At 56.1% G+C, this 23,031-nt stretch carries 23 protein-coding genes; 6 read left to right on the plus strand and 17 right to left on the minus strand.

Translation table 11 applies throughout. The features are described from left to right. Positions 1-30 precede the first annotated feature (30 nt). The gene (locus SERAS12_RS06710; RefSeq protein WP_013811994.1) at positions 31-948 is read left to right on the plus strand and encodes a DUF808 domain-containing protein; all 918 of its coding nucleotides are present in this window, start codon (positions 31-33) and stop codon (positions 946-948) included. A 36-nt stretch (positions 949-984) separates the two neighbouring features. Here SERAS12_RS06710 and SERAS12_RS06715 read toward each other — a convergent pair whose 3' ends face one another. Then, a complete protein-coding gene (locus tag SERAS12_RS06715; protein WP_013811995.1) occupies positions 985-1,521 on the minus strand; it encodes a GNAT family N-acetyltransferase in 537 nt (178 codons plus the stop codon). Between the two features lie 103 nt (positions 1,522-1,624). Next, positions 1,625-2,551 (minus strand): DMT family transporter, encoded by a 927-nt coding sequence (locus tag SERAS12_RS06720; RefSeq protein ID WP_013811996.1) that lies wholly within the window; start codon positions 2,549-2,551, stop codon positions 1,625-1,627. Between the two features lie 99 nt (positions 2,552-2,650). On the opposite strand from SERAS12_RS06720, the gene SERAS12_RS06725 reads away from it, so the two are divergent. Further along, the gene (locus SERAS12_RS06725) at positions 2,651-3,529 is read left to right on the plus strand and encodes a LysR family transcriptional regulator (RefSeq protein ID WP_013811997.1); all 879 of its coding nucleotides are present in this window, start codon (positions 2,651-2,653) and stop codon (positions 3,527-3,529) included. Here SERAS12_RS06725 and SERAS12_RS06730 read toward each other — a convergent pair. From SERAS12_RS06730 to SERAS12_RS06750, 5 genes are all read right to left on the minus strand, one after another. Next, entirely contained in the window at positions 3,526-4,551 is a 1,026-nt protein-coding gene (locus SERAS12_RS06730) for a MerR family transcriptional regulator (RefSeq protein WP_013811998.1), read from the minus strand. The genes SERAS12_RS06725 and SERAS12_RS06730 overlap by 4 nt on opposite strands. Positions 4,552-4,684: 133 nt before the next feature. Beyond that, complete coding sequence (locus SERAS12_RS06735; protein ID WP_013811999.1) at positions 4,685-5,497, minus strand: MetQ/NlpA family lipoprotein; 813 nt, start codon at positions 5,495-5,497, stop codon at positions 4,685-4,687. A gap of 178 nt (positions 5,498-5,675) precedes the next feature. Then, the gene (locus SERAS12_RS06740; RefSeq protein ID WP_013812000.1) at positions 5,676-6,512 is read right to left on the minus strand and encodes a DUF1460 domain-containing protein; all 837 of its coding nucleotides are present in this window, start codon (positions 6,510-6,512) and stop codon (positions 5,676-5,678) included. A gap of 103 nt (positions 6,513-6,615) precedes the next feature. Beyond that, positions 6,616-7,158: a GNAT family N-acetyltransferase gene (locus SERAS12_RS06745; protein WP_013812001.1), complete on the minus strand. Its 543-nt coding sequence runs from the start codon at positions 7,156-7,158 to the stop codon at positions 6,616-6,618. Then, positions 7,155-7,625 (minus strand): acyltransferase, encoded by a 471-nt coding sequence (locus SERAS12_RS06750; protein WP_013812002.1) that lies wholly within the window; start codon positions 7,623-7,625, stop codon positions 7,155-7,157. The genes SERAS12_RS06745 and SERAS12_RS06750 overlap by 4 nt, the downstream gene beginning before the upstream one ends. Before the next feature lie 204 nt (positions 7,626-7,829). Between SERAS12_RS06750 and SERAS12_RS06755 the strand changes: the two genes are divergently transcribed. Further along, positions 7,830-8,420, plus strand: coding sequence for a Yip1 family protein (locus SERAS12_RS06755; RefSeq protein ID WP_013812003.1), 591 nt, complete (start codon positions 7,830-7,832; stop codon positions 8,418-8,420). A 55-nt stretch (positions 8,421-8,475) separates the two neighbouring features. On the opposite strand, the gene SERAS12_RS06760 is transcribed toward SERAS12_RS06755, so the two are convergent. The 5 genes from SERAS12_RS06760 to SERAS12_RS06780 form a co-directional block, all read right to left on the minus strand. After that, entirely contained in the window at positions 8,476-9,327 is an 852-nt protein-coding gene (locus SERAS12_RS06760; RefSeq protein ID WP_013812004.1) for a DMT family transporter, read from the minus strand. 343 nt (positions 9,328-9,670) lie between these two features. Next, entirely contained in the window at positions 9,671-11,044 is a 1,374-nt protein-coding gene (locus SERAS12_RS06765) for an NAD-dependent succinate-semialdehyde dehydrogenase (protein ID WP_013812005.1), read from the minus strand. Between the two features lie 173 nt (positions 11,045-11,217). Then, entirely contained in the window at positions 11,218-12,927 is a 1,710-nt protein-coding gene (gene dld, locus SERAS12_RS06770) for a D-lactate dehydrogenase (protein ID WP_013812006.1), read from the minus strand. Positions 12,928-13,120: 193 nt separating this feature from the next. After that, on the minus strand, positions 13,121-13,915 hold the full coding sequence (gene map / locus SERAS12_RS06775) for a type I methionyl aminopeptidase (RefSeq protein WP_013812007.1): 795 nt from the start codon (positions 13,913-13,915) through the stop codon (positions 13,121-13,123). Continuing rightward, on the minus strand, positions 13,912-14,115 hold the full coding sequence (locus tag SERAS12_RS06780) for a ParD-like family protein (protein ID WP_006324220.1): 204 nt from the start codon (positions 14,113-14,115) through the stop codon (positions 13,912-13,914). The genes map and SERAS12_RS06780 overlap by 4 nt, the downstream gene beginning before the upstream one ends. A gap of 168 nt (positions 14,116-14,283) precedes the next feature. On the opposite strand from SERAS12_RS06780, the gene ddlA reads away from it, so the two are divergent. Beyond that, positions 14,284-15,387, plus strand: coding sequence for a D-alanine--D-alanine ligase (gene ddlA, locus SERAS12_RS06785; RefSeq protein ID WP_013812008.1), 1,104 nt, complete (start codon positions 14,284-14,286; stop codon positions 15,385-15,387). 257 nt (positions 15,388-15,644) lie between these two features. Here ddlA and SERAS12_RS06790 read toward each other — a convergent pair whose 3' ends face one another. From SERAS12_RS06790 to SERAS12_RS06805, 5 genes are all read right to left on the minus strand, one after another. Then, on the minus strand, positions 15,645-15,905 hold the full coding sequence (locus SERAS12_RS06790; RefSeq protein ID WP_041415981.1) for a TcdA/TcdB catalytic glycosyltransferase domain-containing protein: 261 nt from the start codon (positions 15,903-15,905) through the stop codon (positions 15,645-15,647). Between the two features lie 202 nt (positions 15,906-16,107). Further along, positions 16,108-16,377 carry a hypothetical protein gene (locus tag SERAS12_RS25415; protein WP_014615482.1) on the minus strand — a complete coding sequence of 90 codons (270 nt, stop codon included), beginning with the start codon at positions 16,375-16,377 and terminating at the stop codon, positions 16,108-16,110. Between the two features lie 47 nt (positions 16,378-16,424). Then, complete coding sequence (locus SERAS12_RS06795; RefSeq protein ID WP_239440982.1) at positions 16,425-16,685, minus strand: hypothetical protein; 261 nt, start codon at positions 16,683-16,685, stop codon at positions 16,425-16,427. Positions 16,686-17,578: 893 nt separating this feature from the next. After that, positions 17,579-18,358: an ABC transporter substrate-binding protein gene (locus SERAS12_RS06800; protein WP_013812010.1), complete on the minus strand. Its 780-nt coding sequence runs from the start codon at positions 18,356-18,358 to the stop codon at positions 17,579-17,581. A gap of 42 nt (positions 18,359-18,400) precedes the next feature. Continuing rightward, a complete protein-coding gene (locus SERAS12_RS06805) occupies positions 18,401-19,555 on the minus strand; it encodes a pyridoxal phosphate-dependent aminotransferase (RefSeq protein ID WP_013812011.1) in 1,155 nt (384 codons plus the stop codon). Between the two features lie 117 nt (positions 19,556-19,672). On the opposite strand from SERAS12_RS06805, the gene SERAS12_RS06810 reads away from it, so the two are divergent. Both SERAS12_RS06810 and bglX read left to right on the plus strand, forming a co-directional pair. Then, a complete protein-coding gene (locus tag SERAS12_RS06810) occupies positions 19,673-20,602 on the plus strand; it encodes a LysR substrate-binding domain-containing protein (protein WP_013812012.1) in 930 nt (309 codons plus the stop codon). Between the two features lie 115 nt (positions 20,603-20,717). Next, complete coding sequence (gene bglX, locus SERAS12_RS06815) at positions 20,718-23,015, plus strand: beta-glucosidase BglX (RefSeq protein ID WP_041415983.1); 2,298 nt, start codon at positions 20,718-20,720, stop codon at positions 23,013-23,015. The last annotated feature ends 16 nt before the right edge of the window (positions 23,016-23,031 follow it).

Here is a 23,031-nt window from a genome sequence, read left to right on the forward strand (position 1 = left end):
GTTCAATGAAATTTGATAAGGATGACCATTTTGGCCGGAAGTAGCTTACTGACTTTACTCGACGACATCGCTTCGCTGCTGGACGACGTCTCGCTGATGACAAAAATGGCGGCGAAGAAGACCGCCGGGGTGCTGGGTGACGATCTGGCGCTGAATGCGCAACAGGTTAGCGGGGTAAAGGCCGCTCGCGAACTGCCGGTGGTGTGGGGCGTGGCCAAAGGTTCGTTTATCAACAAACTGATTCTGGTGCCGCTGGCGTTGCTGATCAGCGCATTCGCACCCTGGGCGATCACGCCGCTGCTGATGGTGGGCGGCGCTTACCTGTGTTACGAAGGCTTTGAAAAAGTGTTCCACAGCCTGACTCACGGCAAGCAAGGGGAGGAGAAAAAAGAAGAACTGGACGCCAATGAAGACGTGGCGGCTTATGAGCAGCGCAAAGTGAAAGGGGCGATCCGCACCGATTTCGTGCTGTCCGCCGAGATTATCGCCATCACCCTCGGCACGGTGGCCGGCGCGAGCTTTAGCCAGCAAGTGATTGTGTTGAGCGGCATCGCTATTGTGATGACGATCGGCGTTTACGGTATCGTGGCCGGCATCGTCAAGCTCGACGATCTGGGGTTGTACCTGAGCCGAAAAACCAGCGCGCTGGCGCGCTCGATTGGCAATGGCATTGTCAGTGCCGCGCCTTACCTGATGAAAACCCTGTCGATCGTCGGTACTGTCGCCATGTTTATGGTCGGCGGCGGCATTCTGACCCACGGTCTGCCTCCGGTGCATCATTTGTTCGAAGACTGGGCGTCGTACGCTACCGTAGTACCGACCTTCGGCCATATTCTGCAGGGGGCGATCCCCGCGTTGCTCAACGTGGTGTTCGGCCTGATTGCCGGCGGCGTGGTGCTGTTGGTGGTGTCGGCTCTGAGCGCCATTCGCGGCCGCTTTACCGCCTGATAACCCCGGGGGCGTTTTACGCCCCCGTAGCTGCCGTTACGGTCGGCTGCCGTCGCCTTCACCCAGTGCGCGTTGCATGATATGCGTGTCGCGCCATTCACCCAGTTTGAATCCCACCGCCTTCAGCGTGCCCACGCTGGTAAAGCCCAGTTTCTGATGCAAAGCCAGCGAGCCTTGATTGTTTTCTGCATTCCCGACGATCGCCAGCATCTGCCGCCAGGGACCGCGCTCGCAACGGGCGATCAGTTCGGCCAGCAGCGCTTTGCCGATGCCGTTACCCTGCATGCCTTCGGCGATATACACCGAGTCTTCTACGGTAAACCGGTAGGCCGGGCGTGGCCGATAGGGCGTGGCGTAGCAGTAGCCCACCACGCGATCTTCCCGTTTGGCGACCAGCCAGGGGAGCCTGGCTGCCTGTACCTTGCTGCACCGCTGCTGCATTTCTTCACATGTGGGCGGCGTTTCTTCAAAGGATGCCGCGCCGTAAAGCACGTGGTAGGCGTAGATCTGTTGTACGGCGGCCAGGTCATCCGGCGTGGCGTCGGCGATGATCAACGGGGCGGAAAGGGACATAAGAGTTCTTTTTTTACCTTGAGAAATCAGAAGATAAGCACATTATGCTCCCCGTTCGCCGCCAAGGTAAATTGGGCTTTTTTATGCCGGTGATAAAAAAAACCTATAGCTGCCTGGCGGCCCGGTGCCGTGGCAGCAGGCGTTTTACTGCGCCGGAGGCCAGCAGCACGCCGAGGATAACCCAGACCGCCCCGACTAATTGCCAAACGTTGGGTGCGGTACCGGTGAGGGTGGCCACCAGCATGGTAAACACCGGTGCCAGATTGAAGAAAATGGCGGTGCGCATCGAGCCGATTTTTTCCAGCCCGTTGAACCACAGCAGATAGGCCAGCAGCGATCCGCACAGCGCCAGATAAACCACCGCCGCATGCACGCTGAGGCTGGTCGACGCCAGATTTTGGAGCGGGTTTTCGAAGATAAACCCCAGCGGCAGCAGTGCCAGCGTGCCGAACAGCATCGAATAGCTGGTGGTTTCGATGGCGGTGGCGTTATGCACCAGTCGCCGGGTACCAACCATATTCAGCGCCCAGGCCAGACTGCCGAGCAGGATAATGCCGTCGCCGGGGTTGATTTCCAACCGCAACAGCGTTTGCAGGCTGCCTTTGGTGATCACCAGCGTTACGCCGATAAAACCCGCCAACAGGCCGGCGGCGCGTGACCCACTCAGTTTTTCATGCTCCCAAAATACCCCGAACAGCAGCGTCCACAGCGGCGTGGTGGCGAGGATCAGCGCACCGTTGATCGGCGTGGTGGACTGCAGGCCGAAAAAGGTGCACAGGTTAAACAGCGTAAAGCCGAGCACGCCCAGCCCAAGGTAGGCCAGCCAGTTGTTCCTCAGCGTACTGAAGCGTAACTGTCCGCGCAGACCGAAGAGCAGCAACAGCGCCAGCGTCGCCAGGCTGAAGCGCTCAATCGATGCGGTGATCGGTGGCTGATGGGCGATGATATAGGCGCCGGCATTGAAGTTGGTGCCCCAGAAGAAGGTGGCGATAATCACCCCCAGATAGGCCAGCGGCAGCGAAGTTTTCATGGTGATTTCCTGTGGTGTGGAATAAACAAAAACAGTTTGCGCCACGGATTGTTGCGGTAAAATCCCCTATATATTCACTTGGGATGTGAGAAAATACCCATGTTCAATTGGGAAGATTTGCATTACTTCATGGTGTTTGCACGCGAGAAGTCGCTGTCAGGGGCAGCCCGCAGTTTGCAGGTAGACCACGCCACTGTTGCCCGGCGTATTGCCAGCCTGGAAGCATCGCTGGCGTTAAAACTGGTGGATCGCCGCCCGCGCAGCTACCTGCTCACCGCCGACGGGCAGCGCATCGCGGCGCAAGGGGACAGCATGACGCTCAACGCCTTCGCCGTTAGCCGCGCCGCCCTCAGTGGGCGACAGGGCATCGCGGGTGAGGTTACGTTGAGCGTGCCGCCGGTGATGGGGCTGAAGCTGATTGCCCCGCGTATTGCCGAGTTGCAGCGCCGTTATCCGGATTTGCGACTGGTTTTGCTGGCCGATACTACCAACGTATCGCTGCTGCGCGGTGAGGCGGATATTGCCATTCGGCTCAGCCGCGTCACTGAAAGCGAGCTGGTGGCGAGAAAAATTGGCACCGTCGAGTTCGGGCTGTACGCCAACGCCGACTATCTGCGGGCCACGCCGGAGACGGCGCGGGGGTTTATCGGCTATCACGATGAACGGGCCGCTTTGGCGCAGCAAAAATGGTTGCTGGAGCAGGCCGGGCCCCGGCCGCTGGTGATACGCAGCAACGACCTGATGATTCAGGCTGCCGCCGCTGCGGCCGGCGCGGGCATTGCGCTGCTGCCGCATTTTGTCGCGCAGGAGCTGGGGCTTGAACGCCTGGCGCCGCCGCTTGGGCTGCGGCGCGAAATCTGGCTAACGGTGCATGACGACATTCGTCATGCACCGGGCATCGCCGCCGTGACGGCGTTTTTACTGGAATGCTACGCGGGTGTAGCGGGGATCACCCGGCTGGTGGATAACCTTACCTAGCCGCGCATCAGGTGCGCCACTGCCTGTTGCAAATAGCTCAGCAGCGCCGGGGTCAACCAGGTGCCTTCCGTCAGCGTCGGCTCTTGTTCCATCGCCTGGCGAATTTTCATCTGGGTGGCCGGGTCAGTGCCGGCATAGGATTGGAACAGCTCTAGCCATTTAGCCGCCAGTTGTTTCGCCTGGACGGACTCCGGCGGCACGCCGTCTCTTAGCGCCTGATGGAACTGGGCGATCAGCGCCGGCCATTCGTGCAGGCGGGTAAAGTAGTGTTGGCGCACGTAGGCGTATTCTTCCGCCGACAGGTATTTTTGGTAGATCGACAGCTTGGTTTCGGCAAAGGCCCGGGTGACATAATCGGTCACAGCCGGGGTGATGCCGGTCTGTTCACGCATTGAGGGTTCGTCGGCATGCATGGCGTTAAGCCGGGTAAGAAACGCCGGATTAAGCGCGGTATCGCGTTCCAGCATCTGCATCCAACGCCGCGCCAGGGCCTGCGCCTGCGGCGCTTGCGCTTCGACGCCACTGTCGATCAACTGGCGCATGCTGCTCACCAGCTCGGCCCATTCATGATTGCGCGCCTGATCGGCCTGATAGAAGGGCAGTTGCGCCAGTTCGTCGGCGGTAAAATATTTGTCGTACATGGTCATTAACTCCAACGTAGTCAGCCAGTCGTTCAGTTCCGGTTCGTCCCCGGCGGTAAGCTGGGCATGCATATGCTGCAAATGATCGCGTAGCGCTACGGTCTGCGCCAACTGCCGATCCAGCATGGTTATCTGCTGTTCAATCACCGTGGTTAACGTTACCCCGGAACGTGTCAGAAGTGCCCCGACCTCCGCAAGCTGGACCCCCATTCGGCGCAATGCCTGAATATGGTGCAAGCGGGTGATGTCAGCCCGGTTGTATAAGCGGTAGCCGGCGTCGGAACGCGCAGAAGGGATCAGCAAACCAATGCTGTCGTAATAATGCAGTGTCCTGACGGTGATGCCGGAACGGCGGGCCAGTTCGCCCACTTTTAATAACATGACGTGCTCCTCCCTAGTGCGTGCAGGGATACTAAAGCCTGACGCGACGTGAGGGTCAATAGCGCGGAAGGGGATATTTTGAGGAAAGTGGCGGGCGCCGAAAATGGCACCCGCAAGGAAGGGAACCGCTTGCTTACCAGCCTTTTACCGCACCGCCGTTAAAAATTTTCTCTGCGGCTTTAGCCACTTCATCCGACTCGTAGGCCTTGATGAAGTTTTGCACGTTCAGCGCGTCTTTATTGTCTTCACGCGTCACGATGATGTTGGTGTACGGCGAATCTTTGTCTTCGATAAAGATGCCGTCTTTGGTTGGCGTCAGCCCGGTCTGGTTGATGTAGGTGGTGCTGATGATAGCTACTGTGACTTTAGGGTCATCCAGCACTTGCGGCAATTGAGCGCCCTCCAGCTCCATAATCTTGTAGTTATGCGGGTTGGCGCTGATATCCAGCGAGGTTGGCAGTAGCCCTTTGCCCGGTTTCAGGGTAATCAGGCCGGTTTTCTCCAGCAGCAGCAGCGCGCGGCCGAGGTTGGTCGGATCCAACGGAATGGCGATAACGGCGCCGTCCTGCAGCTCTTTCAGTGATTTGATTTTTTTCGAATAGCCGGCCATCGGGAACACGAAGGTATTGCCCACCGCCACCAGCTTGTAGCCGTGATCTTTATTTTGCTGCTCGAGGAACGGCCGGTGCTGGAACACGTTGGCATCCAGCTCACCTTTATCGGTGGCGTCGTTCGGCAGCAGAGAGCCGCTGAAACCGACCAGTTCAACCTCAAGGCCGTATTTCTCTTTCGCTACCTGTTTGGCGACTTCCGCCACGTCCTGCTCTGCGCCGTTGATAACCCCGACCTTGATAAGGTTCTGGTCTACCGGCTTATCGCAACCTTGCAGTGCCAGCGTGGCGGCAAACGCCGCCATCACGGCGGTAAAACGCCAGGTCTTTAACATCGTGTTCTCCCTGAAAAAAACAGTAAAATCAGTTGGTTTTGTGCTGTTAGCTAAGCCTGAACCTGCGGGGAAGTCAAACGCTTGCTCAGCACAAAGGGTTATAGGTAATAACAGGGAGTTGTATAGAGACCCTGGCTTTCAGATTGCACCCTGAAAGCCATAGGGTCTGGAAGAGCGGTTATTTGGCGCGCAGCACGACGATGCCTGGCGTGTTGATCACATAGTCCATAAAGGGCGAGTCCACTACCTTCATGTTTTCCTTGCGCGAAGAGGCATTGCGCAACATCGGGCCGTTTTCGGTCATGATAAAGATGCCGGTGTGAGTGACGTCCAGCCCGGCAAGATTGGTGTAGATACCGATGTAATCGCCGGTGCGCAACTGGGCCAGCACCTTATCGTCAATAACATCGCTGGGCACATAAGTGATGCTGCGCCGAACATTTTTCAGGCCGGGCAGATAGTTGCCGCCGTCGGCCTTTTGGTTCAGATTTTTCACCTGCGTCACCGCGTGCGGGCTGAGTTGAGCGGTAATGTCGGTCACGTTTGTTTTGGCGACCAGCGCCCAGTCGGTGAAGAAATGTTTGCGCTGCGGGAAGCTGATGTCGCTATGGGCGTAGCGGGTCTGGATCAGGCGTTGAACGAATTCAGCCTGATTGTGCGATTTGCTCAGTGCATCGACGTAGTCGATATAGGTAAAGCAATCCAGGCCGCGGAAGTCGATCACCAGCTTTTCCGGCGTATCCTGAGAGCCTATCAGCATGTTGGCAACGTAAGGCGTACCCAGAAATTGCTGAGAGATCAGATTGATAGTTTGGCCGTTGGCCTGCCCGGCCGGCCAGGTAGCGTGCTGGGCGAGAATGTCGTTGAGCTTGCTTAACGTCTCGCTGTCCAGGTTTATGGGCGCTACCGCAGGGGGCGTGACTGCGGCACCGGGTTCATCAATTGGCCGCTGAGGACTTTTATCTGCGCATCCACTCATCGCTATAACTAACATCAATGGAACAACCTTGTACATGTAACCCTCCAATGGTTTCAGTCCGTGATCATGTAAATGATAACAGTTCTCACCATGAGGCGGGTGGTTAATAAATAAACATAGCCTAAACGCTGGCCAATAATCAGTAACCGATCTCGTTATTAAACGGCAGATACCAAAATAACGCGATTTCATGGTCGGCAATATCCGGTTGAGCGCGATACAACAGGTGATCGATACCGCCGAGAATAAAACCAAAGCGCTGATAACAGCGGCAGGCGATCAGATTATTGTTTTGCGTTTCCAGCATCAACCCCGGGGTTTCCTGCTGCTGCGCCCAGTGGCGTGCGGCATCCAGCAGCGCGGTGGCAACGCCCAGGCGGCGCACATGGGCGCTGACGACAATTTCTTCAATCAGCGCATAGCCGTTCCAGTTTTTGCTCAGCGTGATGTGGCCGACGGCTTCCCCTCGGTGGCGTGCCAGAAAGGTTTCGCTTTCCTCATTGATGAAGGGGGCCAGCGGATAGTTCTTGCGAAACGGTGTGACTGGCCGCAGCGGCCAACTGTCGACCGGGGCATCGAAAACCGGTTGGGCATAGTGGGCGACCGGGAAGCTGAAATCGCAGCTTTCCAGATAGCCGTCGGGCAACTGGGCGACGGGGGCGATATGGATAACCTGGCTCATGGGTCCAGCTCTCTCAGCAGGCGTGCCGGATTGCCTGCGTAGATCCCTTTACGGGTGATGTCCTTGGTGACCACGGATCCGGCGCCGATCACCGCGCCGCTGCAGATGTTCACCGCCAACACGGTGGCGCCGGAGCCGATGGCAACCCGATCGCCAATCTGCGTACGGCCCCAACTGGCGGCATCGGTGTTCGGATCGCCCCCTTTAAACAGATCGTTGGCGAAGGTCACGTTATGGCCGACAAAACAGTCTTCGCCGAGCGTGACATATTCGCAGATAAAACTGTGCGACTGGATTTTGCTGCGAGCGCCGATACTGACGTTTTTTTGGATCTCGACAAAGGGTCCGACAAACACGTCGTTACCTAGCCGGCAACCGTACAAGTTGCTGGGTTGTACCACAGTGACATTTTGCCCGGCGTCGACCTCGACAATGCCGACCTGGCGAAGAGTGATGGCAGATGACATGGCAGTCCTCACGGCTTTGCTCAATCGGAGGATTATAAAACAAACTGCCGCTGCGTCTGCGTTTTCCGAACGTTTTTTCAGCGAAAGACTATAATAAGTACAGGGGAGAGAGCCCCGTGGCCGCAATCCTCGCACGGTCAACAATCCGTCAGAGGGGTAAATTCGTTCGCCGATCGCGACCTACGGCGATGGAGGAGGTGTCTCATGGTTAATCATGTTTGGGGACTTCTGGCGCATCCAAGCACCGAGTTCGAACACATTAAAAGCGAGAACGAAAGCGTCTCGCACCTTTACACCCACCATGTGCTGCTGCTGGCGGCGATCCCTGTGGTCTGCGCCTTTATCGGCACTACCCAGTTGGGCTGGCTCTCCGGCGAAGGCCATGCGATCCGGCTCGATATGTTTACCGCACTTTATACCGCAATGGCTTTCTATCTGCTGATGCTGGCGGGTGTGGCTATCATGGGTAAAGTGATCCACTGGATGGCGCGGCGTTATGAAGCACGCCCGAGTTTGCACCGTTGCATGGTGTTTGCCGGCTATGTCGCCACCCCGATGTTCCTGAGCGGTATAGTGGCGCTGTATCCCGTCGTGTGGCTCTGTCTGTTTGTCGGCGTGATTGGCCTGTGCTATTCGGGCTATCTGCTGAATCTGGGCATTCCCCACTTCTTGAATATCGACAGTAAAGAAGGCTTTATCTTCTCCAGCTCTACCTTTGCCATCGGCATCTTGCTGCTCGAGTTTCTGCTCGGGGTAACGGTACTGCTGTGGGGGTATGGTTCCTGGTTATTCTGAAAAAGATATTTTGATATTGCCCCTCATGCCACCCGGCATGAGGGGCTTTTGCTTTTTACGGCTTACGGAACACCAGCATTACGCCAAGTACGATGGCCGCCATGCCCAACATGCTCATTGCCGCCAGCGCATGGCCGAGCAGCAGGAAGTCCAGCAGAGCGGTGACCGCCGGGATCAGGTAAAACAGGCTGGTGACCTGCACCAGATTGCCGCGTTGGATCAACCGGTACAGCAAGAAGGTGGCCAGCACTGAAATCACCACCGCCATCCACAGCAGAGGCACGATAAGCGCCATGCTCCACTCGACCCGCAGCGGCTCGAACGGTAACACCAGTGCGCACATCAGCAACCCGACGGCGTACTGCAGCGGCAACACCGCCAGCGGTGGCTGACTCATGCCTTTTTGCAACAGCGTGCCGGCGGTCATGCAGCCCAGCGCGATAAAGGCGCACAGCATGCCGGGCAGGGAGAAGTGGGCGATCGCCAGGCTTTGATACACCACCAGCGTCAGCCCGGTCATCGCCAGCAACAGGCCGAGGCTGCGCAGCCCGGAACTGCGGCGTTCGGTAATGAACTGGGTCAGTATCGGCTGTACGCCGAGCAGCGTCGCCAGCACGCCGGGCGTGATGCCCTGTTCCAGCGCCAGCAGATAGCTAATCTGGTAACTGCCGATCATCAGCAGCCCGATCAACGCTACGCGCCAGCGGGTGCCGCGGGCGGGCAGGCATTGCCGTTGCCACAGGCCGATCGCCAGCAGCAACGCCAGAGCGATGGCGCAGCGGAAGAAAAGGAAGGCGAAGGCGGAGGCATGCTCCAGCCCCAAGCGGGAGAAAATTGCGCCGCTGCTCCAAAGCAGGACGAACAGCGTAGCCAGGCCGGCATTGGCCCATTGAGTGATAAATCGCATTCGGTTTCACCTGTCGTGAAAATGGCAAGTTCCAGCGCGCGCGGCGGTCTACGCCTGAGCGCAAATAAAGAAAGCTGGAGGTAAAATTCGGTTTGGCTTAGCGCACAACCACAGAGCGTGGCGGGTAAGCGGCAACCGCAGTGACGACAGAGAAAACGGCTGGAGGGGCGGAAGATGCGCACAGCTGAACGACGGCCGGAAGCGGCGTGTTCGTTGGGTCTGTGATGTGCGCAAACTGAGCCATTGATATTCCTGAAAGCAGGGAGTGATTACGGCATCAAAGATAATGAAGTTTGGCGGGAGGCGCAACATAAACTTAACGCCCCCCGCTGAGGGGGGCGGTTTAGCTTTTGCTGACCACCACCAGTTTCTGGTTCACAAACTCTTTGATCCCCAGATCCGACAGTTCACGGCCGAAGCCGGAGCGCTTCACGCCGCCAAAAGGCAGCTCGGGTGCGGTATCGGTCAACGAGTTGATATACACCATGCCGGTCTCGATGCGCGAAGCCAGCTTTTTGGCGCGCTCGATATCCGTGCTGAAAATAGCGCCACCGAGGCCGTAGTGAGAGTCATTGGCCAGTTTGACGATCTCGTCGTCATCCTTCACCACATAGATCTGCGCCACCGGGCCGAAGAACTCTTCGAAATACGCCGGGTTGTCACGGCTGATGTGGGTCAGGATCGTCGGCTCGAAAAAGTTGCCGTCATGCGGTATCGGCTTGCCGCCGTAATGCAGTTTGGCGCCGTTTTGCACCGCGGCGTCGACCTGTTTGGCCAGCCCCTCCAGCGCTTCGCGGGAAGACAGCGGCCCCAGCGTGGTGGTTTCATCCAGCGGATCGCCGATTTTCACCGCGCGGAAATGCTCGGTAAAGGCTTGCAGGAAGGGCTCCGCCACTTTTTCTTGCACGATAAAACGTTTGGCTGCGGTGCACACCTGGCCGGCATTGTTCAGCCGCGCCTGCGCGCCGATCTTGGCGGCTTTGGCGATATCGCTGTCGTCCAGCACCACGAATACGTCATTGCCGCCCAGCTCCAGCGTAGATTTTTTCAGTGCCTTCGCAGCCTGTGCGGCCACTATGCTACCGGCCTTTTCCGAGCCGGTCAGCGCCACGCCCTGCACCCGGTCGTCGGCGATGATGTTCGCCACCTGTTGCTGCGAAATAAACAGGTTGGTGTAGGCGCCTTGCGGCGCACCGGCCTCGGCGACCCATTGTTCAAAGACCTGCGCGCAGTGCGGCACGATACTGGCATGTTTCACCAGCACCGGGTTGCCGGCAGCCAGATTGGGCGCCAGCACGCGCATCAACTGGTAGAACGGGAAGTTCCACGGCTCCACCGCCATCAGTACGCCGATCGGATGATGCTCTACCCAGGCTTCGCCCAGGCTGGATTCATAGCGCACTGGCGCGAGAAATTTTTTGGCGTTATCGGCATAGTAGCGGGCGATCTGGGCACAGAGTTTCACTTCGCCGCGGCTTTGCGCGATCAGCTTGCCCATCTCCTGGCTGGCGATTTTCGCCAGTTCCTCAACCCGGCTCTCCATCAGGTCCGCCAGTTTGTGCAGCACCGGCAGCCGCTGGTCGATATCGCCCTTGGCCCAGTCGGAGTGATACAGCGCATCAGCTTTTGCCAATGCCTGCTCTACCTGCTGGTCGGTGTGCGGTTGGTACTCTTTGATCAGTTGGTTGTTAAAAGGGTTTACCGTTTGGTATGGCATGAAGAGTTCCTCTCGTCGCGGATGGTGACGCATGACATACGCCTTGAACGGCGCAGCAAAAACGGCTGCACCGGTCTTTAAGTCTAGACGATAGAGGGGATGCTGGCCGAAGGTGCAGAGGGATCTTCGGTTTTGCCCCCGTATGCCGGGGGCGCGGGCTGAAAGCGGAAATGTTACCGGGTATTGCCGGCCCAGTGTTTCCGCTTGCTGGTCTTGCCGAGACCGGGGTTAAAGCTGTTGGTCGGATCGGCGGATTGGTAGAAGGCCTGCAGATCGGGCTTGGCGTGATACAGATGGCCGACGTTATGCTCGGCCGGGTACTCCGCGCCGCGCCGGTCGAGGATCGCCAGCATTTGCTCTTTCAGCGCATGGCTGTCGACGCCTTTTTTCACCACGTAATCCTGGTGGAATACGTGACACATAAAGTGGCCGTAATAGAGTTTATGCACCAGTTGGCTGTCGATTTCCGGCGGCAGAGTTTCAAACCACTCGGTATCGTTGCGGCGCAGCGCAATATCCAGCGCCAGAATATCCTCTACTTTGTCGGCATGCACCGCATGGTAGCGCACCGCCGCGCCGGCGGCGGCGAAACGGTGCAGAAAGGCCTTTTTGCCTTCGTCTGCGGTGCAGGCGAAAAATGCGCCCTTGGCCTGGGTAAAATACTGGCTCAGATACCGCTGCGCTTCGTCGACGCCAGGGCCGGCCATTTTCAGCAGCAGGTGATGTTCAAAGCGTTCGCGGTACTCTTTCATCCGCTTCGGCAGGTGGCTGGGGGCCAGGTGGCTCAGGCCCTGCATCAGCCGGTCGGTCAGGTTGTGCGGCAGCAGCGGCAGCTTGTTGAAGCTGGCGTCCACGCGGCCTTTCAGGGTGAAGAAACGCGGCATTTGATCGGTGCCGAGTTTGTCGATCATCATAAAGGTGTCTTTGCCGTACACTTCGGCAATATCAAAAATATCGCGGTGCATGTATTCGCCGGCCACCGGCAGGTTGTCGAATTTGCCGAGCATATAGCGACGCAGCTCGGTCAACACGGCGGTGTCGTTGGTGCCGATATAAAACACCTGCTCTTTGCCTTCTTTCTCGAAGGTGTCCAGGCGCACGGCAAACACCGCCAGCTTGCCGGCACAACCGGAGGCCTCGTACAGGCGGCGTTTATCCGCGTTGAAGCGGGACGGGGTATCGGCATCGACGTCGCGCACCCGGCTGGCGTATTCATTGTCGGAGGCGCGTAGTTCGCCGTGCTCGACGTCCTCCGGCCGGTAGTCGCCTTTCTCCAGCCGGGTGAGGATCTCTTCCGGCGTGTCGCCGAGTTTAATCCCCAGATGGTTCACCAGCCGCAGTTGGCCGTCTTCACCCAACTGGGCGTACAGCGCCATTTCGGTATAGGCCGGGCCGCGTTTCACCAGCGAACCGCCGGAGTTATTGCACACGCCGCCAATCACCGAAGCGCCGATGCAGGAGGAGCCGATCACCGAATGCGGTTCGCGGCCGTAGGGTTTCAGCAATTTTTCCAACTGATTGAGGGTGCTGCCGGGGAAGCCGACTACCTGTTTGCCGTTGTCCAGCACCTGCACGTGATCGATCCGCAGGGTGCTGACGATGACGATATCGCGGTCATAATCGTTGCCGCTGGGTGTCGAGCCTTCGGTCAGCCCGGTGTTCGCCGCCTGCATAATGACGATTTTGTCGGTGGCCACGCAGGCCTCCAGTATCCGCCACAGCTGCAGCAGGCGGGTAGGGAACACCACCGCCAGCGCTTTGCCTTCGCCGGAGCGGAACCCCTTGCGATAACGTTCGGTGCTGCGTTCGCCGGTCAACAGCTGCGGGCCGCCGACGATGTCTTTGAGCTGAGCGAGAAATGCCTGATTACCTGACTGCGTCATGCCGATCTCCCTGTCATACCGGTCGTCTTTCAAACGGCGGTGCGGTTACCCTGGGGGACGAAGAGAGGTGTCCCGATTCACGTGGGCGCCGCATGCAGCGCCCCTACATGACCTGCGGTTCTTGCCGTTATCGCCGTTTGAAAGCCAGAGGGTAAATTAATTTAGTGGCTTAGTAACTTGTTAGCTTGGTGGCTTAATAACGTTCTGCGTACCCGGCCTGACGCTCTTCGTCACGCAGCGTCAGAATTTCCACGCCGTCGGCGGTGACCGCCACAGTGTGCTCCCATTGAGCAGACAGCTTTTTGTCGCGGGTCACCACCGTCCAGCCGTCTTTCTTCTGCTTAATGCGGTGGTCGCCCTGGTTAATCATGGGTTCGATGGTAAATACCATGCCTTCCTGCAACGCCATGCCGGTGCCCGGCAGGCCGAAGTGCATCACCGCCGGTTCCTCGTGCATATCGCGGCCGATGCCGTGGCCGCAGTATTCACGCACGATGCTGTAACCGGCCTGTTCCGCATGCTGTTGAATGGCATGGCCGATATCCCCCAGCGTCGCGCCCGGCTTCACCGCGCGGATGCCTTGCCACAGGGACTCATACACGTTGTTCACCAGCCGTTTGGCCAATGGCGTTGTCTGGCCGATGCAGTACATTTTGCTGGAGTCGGCAATGTAACCGCCGCTTTCCAGCGTAATGTCGACGTTAACGATCATGCCGGAACGCAGGATTTTGCTGGCCGAAGGAATGCCGTGGCAGATCACGTCGTCGATCGAGGTATTGAGCACGTAAGGGAAATCGTACTGGCCTTTGCTGGCCGGGCGCGATTTCAGCTCATCGACGATAAAGGCTTCGGCGCGGTCGTTAATTTCCATGGTCGACATGCCTTCGCCAATCACCCCATCGAGCATAGCAAACACCTTGGCCAGCAGTGCGCCAGAGTGACGCATTTTGGCGATTTCTTCCGGCGTTTTGATCACAATCTGTTTCACCCGACAATCTCCTTCAGCGTCAGCGCGTTATCTTTCATCATTTTTTTTACCAGTTGGGGGTAGGTCAGTTCTGGATGGAACTCCGCCAGCATGCCGATCTTGATCCAGTATTCCGCCTGCGCGTTGATCGAACGCGTCATCGTCAGGCTGGCGAGGCGCAGATCGTCATGCAGCGCGTCTGAAATTTTCACAATGCCCATAGGCTGCTCCTTAAAGGAATAATATACGAAGTGTATATGGTTTGGATGGTGGGGATTGTACATTCCGTGGCATAAAAAGTTTCCTGGCGACAACGATTGCCGCCGTCGGGCAATGCGTTTATTGTGATAAACGACTTTTTTGCATGATTTTTCAGAAGGATTCAGGGCGTGACTAAATTACGGGTTGGGGTGATCTTTGGCGGTAAATCGGCTGAGCATGAAGTGTCGCTGCAGTCGGCAAAAAACATTGTGGACGCTATCGACAAAGAGAAGTTTGACGTCACGCTGCTGGGGATCGACAAGCAGGGGCAATGGCACATTAACGATGCCTCCAATTACCTGTTGAATGCGGAAAACCCGGCGCTGATCGCGCTGAACCGCTCAAATAAAAATGTGGCGCTGATCCCCGGTCAGGAGAAACAGCAACTGATTGAGGCGAGCAGCGCCGGCGCACTGGGCCAGCTCGACGTGGTATTCCCGATCGTGCATGGCACGCTGGGCGAGGACGGTTCATTGCAAGGGCTGCTGCGGATGGCCAATATGCCGTTCGTCGGCGCCGGTGTGTTGGGCTCGGCGGTGAGCATGGACAAAGACGTCACCAAACGCCTGCTGCGCGATGCCGGGCTGGCGGTTGCCCCCTTTGTCACCCTGACGCGCACCAATCGCAGCAAATACGGTTTCGAGCAGCTTAGCGAGCGTTTGGGCCTGCCGTTGTTTATCAAACCGGCTAACCAGGGCTCTTCGGTGGGCGTCAGCAAGGTGCAGGATCGGGCCGGCTTTGACGCAGCTCTGGCGCTGGCGTTCAGCTTCGATCACAAGGTGCTGGTGGAGTCGGCGATTGTCGGCCGTGAGATTGAGTGCGCGGTGTTGGGCAATGACGAGCCGCAGGCCAGCCTGTGCGGTGAAATCGTGCTGAGCGATGCTTTCTACTCCTACGACACCAAATACATCAATGAGCAGGGCGCGAAGGTAGTGGTGCCGGCGGAGATCGCACCGGAAGTCAGCGACAAAATCCGCGACGTGGCGCTAAAAGCGTTCCGGGCGCTGGAATGCTTTGGCCTGGCGCGCGTTGACGTGTTCCTGACGCCGGACAACAACGTGGTGATTAACGAAATCAACACGCTGCCGGGCTTCACCAATATCAGCATGTACCCCAAACTGTGGGCCGCCAGCGGCGTCAGCTACAGTGAGCTGATTACCCGGTTGATCGAGCTGGCGCTGGAGCGCCATCAGCAAGATCGCGCGCTGAACAGCTCGGTGTTCGAGCGGTAATATCGAGTAGGGTTACTGCATCAGGCAGAAGATAGGGCTGGTTCTAGGGAGTTCCAGCCCGCTAGTATAGGGTGGCGGAAATGACAAAGGTCGGGAAGGGTGTAATAAAAAAGAGACATAATCTTTAAGTCGTGGGGTCAAGGTTGATGTAGTTAACCTATGACAATGGATATTGTTTTCAGATAAAAACCCCACAACTAATTCATCAAAAAAAACTGATTTTAATTTTGGAAATATATAGTTAAAAGCGTGATTTTTTATGCAGACTTCAGCGTTTTTTTATTTTCAAATTCGTTGCAAAGGATATACTCTCGTATGGAGTCGTGAAGTGAATTGCTTAGAGAAGAGTTTTTGTCACACCAGAAATATATTTTCTTGTCTTTGTTTGTTCTTTTCCATATATCTACATATTCTATGTTGGCCTGATTTGTATCACCAATCCATACAAAGTGAATGATATCTGGAACCGGTATTTCATTATCCTGGGATGTATTTATTTCCGATAATTTGTACTTCATTTAAATATCCTCCTGTTAATTTTGAATTGTGTAGTTTAAATTTAATTTTTTAATGAGTTGTATTGATAATAAATTATTTTATCAATGTAAATTTGAAGTATGGTGTTTTGATATTTTATAAAAACAATATGATACACATTGCAAAATCATTTGAAATTAAAACATTGTAGATTAATGTTATTTGTCGGGTATCAATCACTTGTTATTGGCTAAAAATACAGACTAAAGATACAATAATAACGCAAACTGAACAGATAAATATATCCCCAGAAAATTCACGTAATGAATTTAAATAATCTTCGCTATTTTTATTTAATTTATCAATGGCTTCTCTTTCATTTTCAGCATCTACTTCGACATGGTGCTTTCTGAAACCTTTTTTTTTCATATCCTTAATGAGTGAATGTGTTATTGATTCTTTTGGGATTACCTTTGACTCATCACTTTTTATAAAGACAACATATTTACGCATGGTCTTTCCCATAAAATCACAGGGTTTTACATCTGTGATTTTATCAGTTAATTAACGTTTGGTATCAGATTATCTCGGCCCAGTACCATTTCCACCATAGCCATTTCCAGAAGCCATAGAATTGCCATTCCTCCAGATCCCATTTGCGCCAGCACCACTGCCATACGGACTGTTTTGTGATAAAAATGACTGACTTCCGCGATGGGCGCCGTTATTGCCGCCTCTATTTGAAGAGCCAAAACCTCCGTTATCCGATGGCCTTTTCCCACTGCCATCTCTGTCCTGCCATCCGCCAGATATTCTATCATATTGACTGCTTAAAATTTCTTTCATGGAGGTTCTCCTTGAACTTATAATATTATGCATGATTGCAATCGTTTAGATCCAATACTACCCGTGTACAAGATGCAGGCAATGGTGAATTTAATTGAAATGCGATAATAGTCACAAAAATAAATATAAATTGCCATTCCAAATAAAAAAAATTAAAACCAGGGAGGGGGTAATTTATTACAGGTAAGACTTATAGTTTTGTATTAAATAACCTGTTACTGAGTGTCTGGATTTTCCCCTGTATTTCAATGTGCTTTTTCATCATTTAACCCATTACTGCTTCGATACCACAGGCATTACTGTAGCGAGCGATAACGCAGTACCCTGAACCTGTGCCATTCATTCCGGTGTTTGAACGCCTCCGCCAGGTTACTTGCTGTCGTTAATCGCCCGGTCTGGGCATGATGTTGATGCCGTTCTACGTCATCTGTAAGTATCAAAGTCTTTATATTCTCGTGATAATTAATTATTATCATTTCCTAAAATAATCACTTAATTGTCAATTATTCATTTTACAGATGGTTAATTTACGTCCTTCAATGAAAGAATGACGAAATCTTTCGCAGATTAAAAACATATAGACGTTATTGAAATTTCTTCTTATAAATAACTCTGTTACTTGGGCGGGGGTATCTTGGATCGATAACTTCATTGGCACTTATCGTCTGCAATAAAAACTTTCAAGTCAACTTCAGCGCAGCTAATAATAAATCAGTTCCGTGGACTTGAATGAGCAAGCCGTGTGGTAGGCTGAAAGCATCGGCTTTGCAAACTAAAAATGGCTCCCGCTTGCGAAGGAGCCATTTTATAGCCGGCAGTGCAATCCCCGGCATCCGGTCATTATTGTCAATGGCCGGGGGCGGGCAGCTTATTTCACCGTCACGTCTATATCGCCAAAATACTTCTTCGCCAGCGCGGTCACGGTACCTTGCTGCTTCACTTTCACGATCGCGTCGTTCAGCTTTTTCTTCAACGCGTCATCCCCTTTGCGCAGGCCGAAGGCGATGCCTTCACCGAGGATCTTGTCATCGCTGACCGCATCGCCGACGAAGGCGAAGCCCTTGCCGTCCGGATGCGCCAGGAAGCCGCTTTGCCCTGACGGTGCCATCACCAGCGTGGCGTCGAGGCGGCCGGCGGTCAGGTCAAGGTACGCCTGGTTCTGATCCTGATAGGACACCACGTCTACGCCCTGCGGTGCCCAGTGGGCCTTGGCGTAGGTTTCCTGAATCGACCCCTGCAGTACGCCGACGTGTTTGCCCGCCAGCGACTTGGCGTCCGGCAGCAGGCCGCTGTCGGCTTTGGCGATCAGGCGGTTGGGCACCTGATAGATGGAGTCGGTGAAGCCAATCGCCTGGCGGCGCTGGTCGGTGACGTTCATCGCCGAGTTGATGGCGTCAAACTTGCGTGCTTTCAGCGCCGGTATCAGGCTGTCGAACGAAGTCTCGACCCAGCTGCATTTCAATTGGGCGGCGGCGCAGACCGCGTTGCCCAGATCGATATCGAAGCCTTCCAGCTTGCCGCTGGCGGATTTGGATTCGAACGGCGGATACAGCGCTTCCAGGCCGAAGCGCAGCGTATTTTCCGCCGCCAGAGAGGAACCGGCGGCCAGCAGGCAGCCCACAGCGATCAGCGTTTTCAGTGATTTCATAGTCAGTGCCTTTTTCCCATGGTCAAACCAAAAGTGAATGCATTACACCTGACACAGACGGCGCGCGCCTTCCAGCAGGGTTTCGTTATCTTTTGAAAAACTCAGCCGGATGATGCCGGTGTTGGTGCCGTCGCTGTAAAACGCCGACAGCGGGATAGTCGCGACTTTCGCTTCACGGATTAAACGCACCGCAAAATCGTTGTCGCTTTCGCTGCTGAAACCGCTAAAGCGAGCCAGCATAAAGAAACTGCCACGGCTGGGTAATAATTCAAAGCGCGAATCTTGCAAAGCGCTGGCCAGCAAATCGCGTTTCTGCTGATAGAAATCCGCCAGCCCCAGGTAGCTTTGCGGATTGCCCAGCGCTTCGGCGAAGGCATATTGCATCGGCGTATCGGCGGAGAACACCATAAACTGGTGCACCTTGCGGATCTCATCCATCAACGCCGCCGGCGCCATGCAGTAACCGACGCGCCAGCCGGTAACGTGATAGGTTTTGCCAAACGACGACACAATCACGCTGCGTTCGGCCAATTGCGGGTGACGCGCCATACTGTGGTGAATATCGCCGTCGAATACCACGTGTTCGTAAACCTCATCGGACAGGATAACGATGTCGGTATTGCGCGTCAGAGCGGTCAGGCGCTCAATGTCATGCTCGCCGAACACGCTGCCGGTCGGGTTATGCGGGCTGTTGACGATGATCATCCGCGTTTTGCCGGTGATGGCGGCGGCGACCTCGTCCCAGTCAATGTGCAAGTCCTGCAACGACAGCTTGATGGCTACCGGCGTGGCGCCTTGCAGGCGGACAATCGGCGCGTAGCTGTCGAACGCCGGTTCGAAATAAATCACCTCGTCGCCCGGGTGCACCAGCGCGCTGATGGCGGAATACAATCCTTCGCTGGCACTGGCAATGACCGTGATTTCTTCGTCGGCGTCATAACGTGCGCCATACAATCGTTCAACTTTATCTGCCAGCGCAGCGCGTAATGCGGCCACGCCACTCATCGGCGCGTACTGGTTATGACCTGCGCGCATGGCTTGCGCCACCGCTTCAACCAGTTGCGGTTGGCAGGCGAAGTTCGGTGCGCCCTGCGACAGGTTCAGTGCCTGATGTTCAGCGCTGAGCTGGCCGATTACGGTGAAAATGGTGGTGCCGACATCCGGCAACTTCGAGCGTTGTGAGCAGGCGCTCTGCATGATTGGCTCCTGGATAGGGGGAAGTATTGATTGATTAAGCATCAGTGACGGTAGGCGGACAAGGGAATGTTTGTCATACTAGCCATGAGTTAAAGTCATGGCTAACCGAGGCCCGCTATGCAGACATCTCTGCCGTCGCTCGACGTTTTGAAAACTTTTGTGGTGGTGGCTCAGCGCCTTAATTTCACGCATGCCGCCCAAACACTGCACCTGACGCAAGGCGCGGTCAGCCGTCAGATCCTCGGGCTGGAACAGCATCTGGGCTATCCGCTATTCAGCCGCCGGGCGCGCGGGCTGACGTTGACCCCGCAGGGCGCCATGTTGTTGGCGCCGGTGCAGCAGGCGCTGGGGCAACTGGGCGAGGCGCTGGCGCGGATTGGAGCGCAGCCGGGCACGTTACGCATCAAGTGCCCGACCTGCGCCATGCGCTGGGTGTTGCCGCGCATTATCCGGTTGCAAAACGAGCGCCCGGAAATGCATATCGAGCTGACCGCCTCGGTATCGCACGGGTTGGATTTCAGCGCAGAGCACTTCGATGCTGCGGTGGTGTTCGGCCAGCCGCAGGGTAAAAAGCTGGCGGTGCATCACCTGTTCGATGAAATCCTCACGCCGGTCTGCACGCCGTCTTACCTTCCCGATTTAGCCCGCCCGCCAACCCCGGCCGATCTGGCGGAGAAAACCCTGCTGCACCCCACGCGCGATCGCCGCGATTGGCTGCTGTGGTTGAAGGCGGCGGGGCTGGAGACGTTGCCTTCCGGCAAGGCGCAGCATTTTGATACTCTGGATCTGGCGATGAGTGCCGCGTTGCAAGGTTTTGGCATCGCTATCGGCGACTTGTGCCTGTTGGAGGAGGATATCCAGGCGCAGCGCGTTGTTACGCCGTTCCCGCTCAGCGTGGTCAGCGGCGCGGCCTATTATTTGGTCTACCCTGAACGGGCGGTGACGCCCGCGACATTAGCCACGCTGGTTAATTTCCTGAGGGAAGAGGCGGAGCAAAGCCGCGCACGGCTGAAGAATGGCTTATCCGCCTCCGCTAACAGCTTGTAACCTTTAACATTACAAATTATTTCTGCGGTGAAAAAGAGTATGTCACACTGTTTTTTCACTTTGATTAATCCTCTCCGTCGCAGGCTGCGGCGGGAACATGCCTGAGACAAAAAATATGAAATGGCTTTGTGTGGTGAGTTTGCTGTCCGGCCTGGCCATCAGCCCGGTTTTTGCACAGGAGAGCGGGGCGGCGCAAGGAGTTAATGCCCAGCAGCGTGATGCTTTCGTTTCCAATCTGATGAAACAGATGACGCTGGAAGAAAAAATCGGCCAGTTGCGCTTAATCAGCGTCGGGCCGGATAACCCGAAAGAAGCGATCCGCGACGGCATCAGCAAGGGCCAGATTGGCGCTATCTTCAACACCGTCACCCGGCCGGATATCCGCGCGATGCAGGATCAGGCCATGCAGCTCAGCCGCCTGAAAATCCCGTTGTTCTTCGCCTACGACGTGGTGCACGGTCAACGCACCGTCTTCCCGATCAGCCTGGGGCTGGCGGCCAGTTTTGATCTCGAAGCCATTGCGCTCAGCGGCCGGGTATCGGCGCAGGAAGCCAGCGATGACGGCCTGAACATGACCTTCTCGCCGATGGTCGACATCACCCGCGATCCGCGCTGGGGCCGGGTATCGGAAGGCTTCGGCGAAGACACCTGGCTGGTGTCCAAAATTGCCAAAGTGATGGTCGATGCTTACCAGAACGGCGATCCGTCTCAACCCGGTTCAGTGATGGCCAGCGTTAAACACTTCGCGTTGTACGGCGCCACCGAAGGCGGCCGCGATTACAACACCGTCGATATGAGCCCGCTGAAAATGTATCAGGACTATTTGCCGCCGTATAAGGCAGCGGTAGACGCCGGCAGCGGTGGGGTGATGGTATCGCTCAACGCGATCAACGGTATTCCGGCCACCGCCAACCCGTGGCTGCTGAAAGATCTGTTGCGCAGCCAGTGGGGCTTTGGCGGCATTACCATCAGCGATCACGGTGCGATTAAAGAGCTGATCAAGCACGGTGTGGCCGAAGATGCGCGCGATGCGGTGCGGCTGGCGATCACTTCCGGCGTCGACATGAGCATGAGCGACGAATACTACGATCAATACCTGCCGGGGCTGGTGAAGGACGGGCTGGTAGCGGAAAGCGATATCGATCGCGCCTGCCGCGATGTGTTGAACACCAAATATGATATGGGCCTGTTCAAAGACCCTTATAACCATCTTGGCCCGGTAGGTTCCGATCCGCAGGACACCAATGCCGAAAGCCGTCTGCACCGCGCCGAAGCGCGCGTAGTGGCGCGCAAGACTCTGGTGCTGCTGAAGAATGACAAGCAGACTCTGCCGTTGAGCAAGCAAGGCACCATTGCGCTGGTCGGGCCGATGGCCGACAGCCAGCGTGACGTGATGGGCAGTTGGTCGGCGGCCGGCGTGGTCAAGCAGTCGGTGACCCTTCGCCAGGGGTTGGAGCATGCGGTGGGTGACAAGGCGAAGATCCTCTACGCCAAGGGCGCCAACATTACCCAGGACAAAAGCATTATCGACTATCTGAATGAGTATGAGCCGGCGGTGGTGTTTGATACCCGTCCGCCGCAGCAGATGATTGATGAAGCGGTACAGGCGGCCAGGCAGGCCGATGTCGTGGTAGCGGTCGTGGGTGAGGCGCAGGGCATGGCGCACGAGGCTTCCAGCCGCGCCGATATCACTATTCCGCAAAGCCAGCGGGATCTGATCGCCGCGCTGAAGGCGACCGGCAAACCGCTGGTGCTGGTGCTGATGAATGGCCGGCCGTTGGCGCTGAGCTGGGAAAGCCAGCAGGCGGATGCGATGCTGGAAACCTGGTATAGCGGCACCGAGGGCGGCAATGCGGTAGCCGACGTGCTGTTTGGCGACTACAACCCGTCGGGCAAGCTGCCGATGACCTTCCCGCGTTCTGTCGGCCAGATCCCGATGTACTACAACCATCTGAATACCGGCCGGCCGTTCGGCAAGGAAAACCCGGGCAAGTACACGTCACGTTACTTCGACTCGCCTAACGGTCCGTTGTATCCCTTTGGTTATGGTCTGAGTTACACCACCTTCAGCCTGTCGGATCTCAAGCTTTCCAGCCCGACGATGGCGCGCAACGGCAAACTGACCGCCAGCGTCACGCTGAAGAATACCGGCAAATATGACGGCGCCACCGTGGTGCAGCTGTACGTGCAGGACGTGACGGCGTCGGTCAGCCGCCCGGTGAAAGAACTGCGCAACTTCAAAAAGGTGATTCTGCGAGCCGGTCAATCACAACAAGTGGAGCTGCCGATCACCGAAGAAGATCTCAAGTTTTACAACGCCAGCCTGAAATGGGGCGCGGAGCCGGGCAAGTTCAACGTGTTTGTCGGCCTGGATTCCGACAACGTACAGGCGCAAAGCTTTACGCTGCAGTAAATCGCATTGCCCTCTC

This window comes from Serratia sp. AS12, assembly GCF_000214195.1.
Lineage (GTDB): Bacteria > Pseudomonadota > Gammaproteobacteria > Enterobacterales > Enterobacteriaceae > Serratia > Serratia plymuthica.

Coding starts and splice junctions, on each gene's coding strand:
- SERAS12_RS06715 (WP_013811995.1), bottom strand. CDS start 1,521: ATGTCCCTTTCCGCCCCGTTGATCATCGCCGACGCCACGCCGGATGAC.
- SERAS12_RS06720 (WP_013811996.1), bottom strand. CDS start 2,551: ATGAAAACTTCGCTGCCGCTGGCCTATCTGGGGGTGATTATCGCCACC.
- SERAS12_RS06725 (WP_013811997.1), top strand. CDS start 2,651: ATGTTCAATTGGGAAGATTTGCATTACTTCATGGTGTTTGCACGCGAG.
- SERAS12_RS06730 (WP_013811998.1), bottom strand. CDS start 4,551: ATGTTATTAAAAGTGGGCGAACTGGCCCGCCGTTCCGGCATCACCGTC.
- SERAS12_RS06735 (WP_013811999.1), bottom strand. CDS start 5,497: ATGTTAAAGACCTGGCGTTTTACCGCCGTGATGGCGGCGTTTGCCGCC.
- SERAS12_RS06740 (WP_013812000.1), bottom strand. CDS start 6,512: ATGTACAAGGTTGTTCCATTGATGTTAGTTATAGCGATGAGTGGATGC.
- SERAS12_RS06745 (WP_013812001.1), bottom strand. CDS start 7,158: ATGAGCCAGGTTATCCATATCGCCCCCGTCGCCCAGTTGCCCGACGGC.
- SERAS12_RS06750 (WP_013812002.1), bottom strand. CDS start 7,625: ATGTCATCTGCCATCACTCTTCGCCAGGTCGGCATTGTCGAGGTCGAC.
- SERAS12_RS06755 (WP_013812003.1), top strand. CDS start 7,830: ATGGTTAATCATGTTTGGGGACTTCTGGCGCATCCAAGCACCGAGTTC.
- SERAS12_RS06760 (WP_013812004.1), bottom strand. CDS start 9,327: ATGCGATTTATCACTCAATGGGCCAATGCCGGCCTGGCTACGCTGTTC.
- SERAS12_RS06765 (WP_013812005.1), bottom strand. CDS start 11,044: ATGCCATACCAAACGGTAAACCCTTTTAACAACCAACTGATCAAAGAG.
- dld (WP_013812006.1), bottom strand. CDS start 12,927: ATGACGCAGTCAGGTAATCAGGCATTTCTCGCTCAGCTCAAAGACATC.
- SERAS12_RS06780 (WP_006324220.1), bottom strand. CDS start 14,115: ATGGGCATTGTGAAAATTTCAGACGCGCTGCATGACGATCTGCGCCTC.
- SERAS12_RS06790 (WP_041415981.1), bottom strand. CDS start 15,905: ATGAAGTACAAATTATCGGAAATAAATACATCCCAGGATAATGAAATA.
- SERAS12_RS25415 (WP_014615482.1), bottom strand. CDS start 16,377: ATGCGTAAATATGTTGTCTTTATAAAAAGTGATGAGTCAAAGGTAATC.
- SERAS12_RS06795 (WP_239440982.1), bottom strand. CDS start 16,685: ATGATAGAATATCTGGCGGATGGCAGGACAGAGATGGCAGTGGGAAAA.
- SERAS12_RS06800 (WP_013812010.1), bottom strand. CDS start 18,358: ATGAAATCACTGAAAACGCTGATCGCTGTGGGCTGCCTGCTGGCCGCC.
- SERAS12_RS06805 (WP_013812011.1), bottom strand. CDS start 19,555: ATGCAGAGCGCCTGCTCACAACGCTCGAAGTTGCCGGATGTCGGCACC.
- SERAS12_RS06810 (WP_013812012.1), top strand. CDS start 19,673: ATGCAGACATCTCTGCCGTCGCTCGACGTTTTGAAAACTTTTGTGGTG.
- bglX (WP_041415983.1), top strand. CDS start 20,718: ATGAAATGGCTTTGTGTGGTGAGTTTGCTGTCCGGCCTGGCCATCAGC.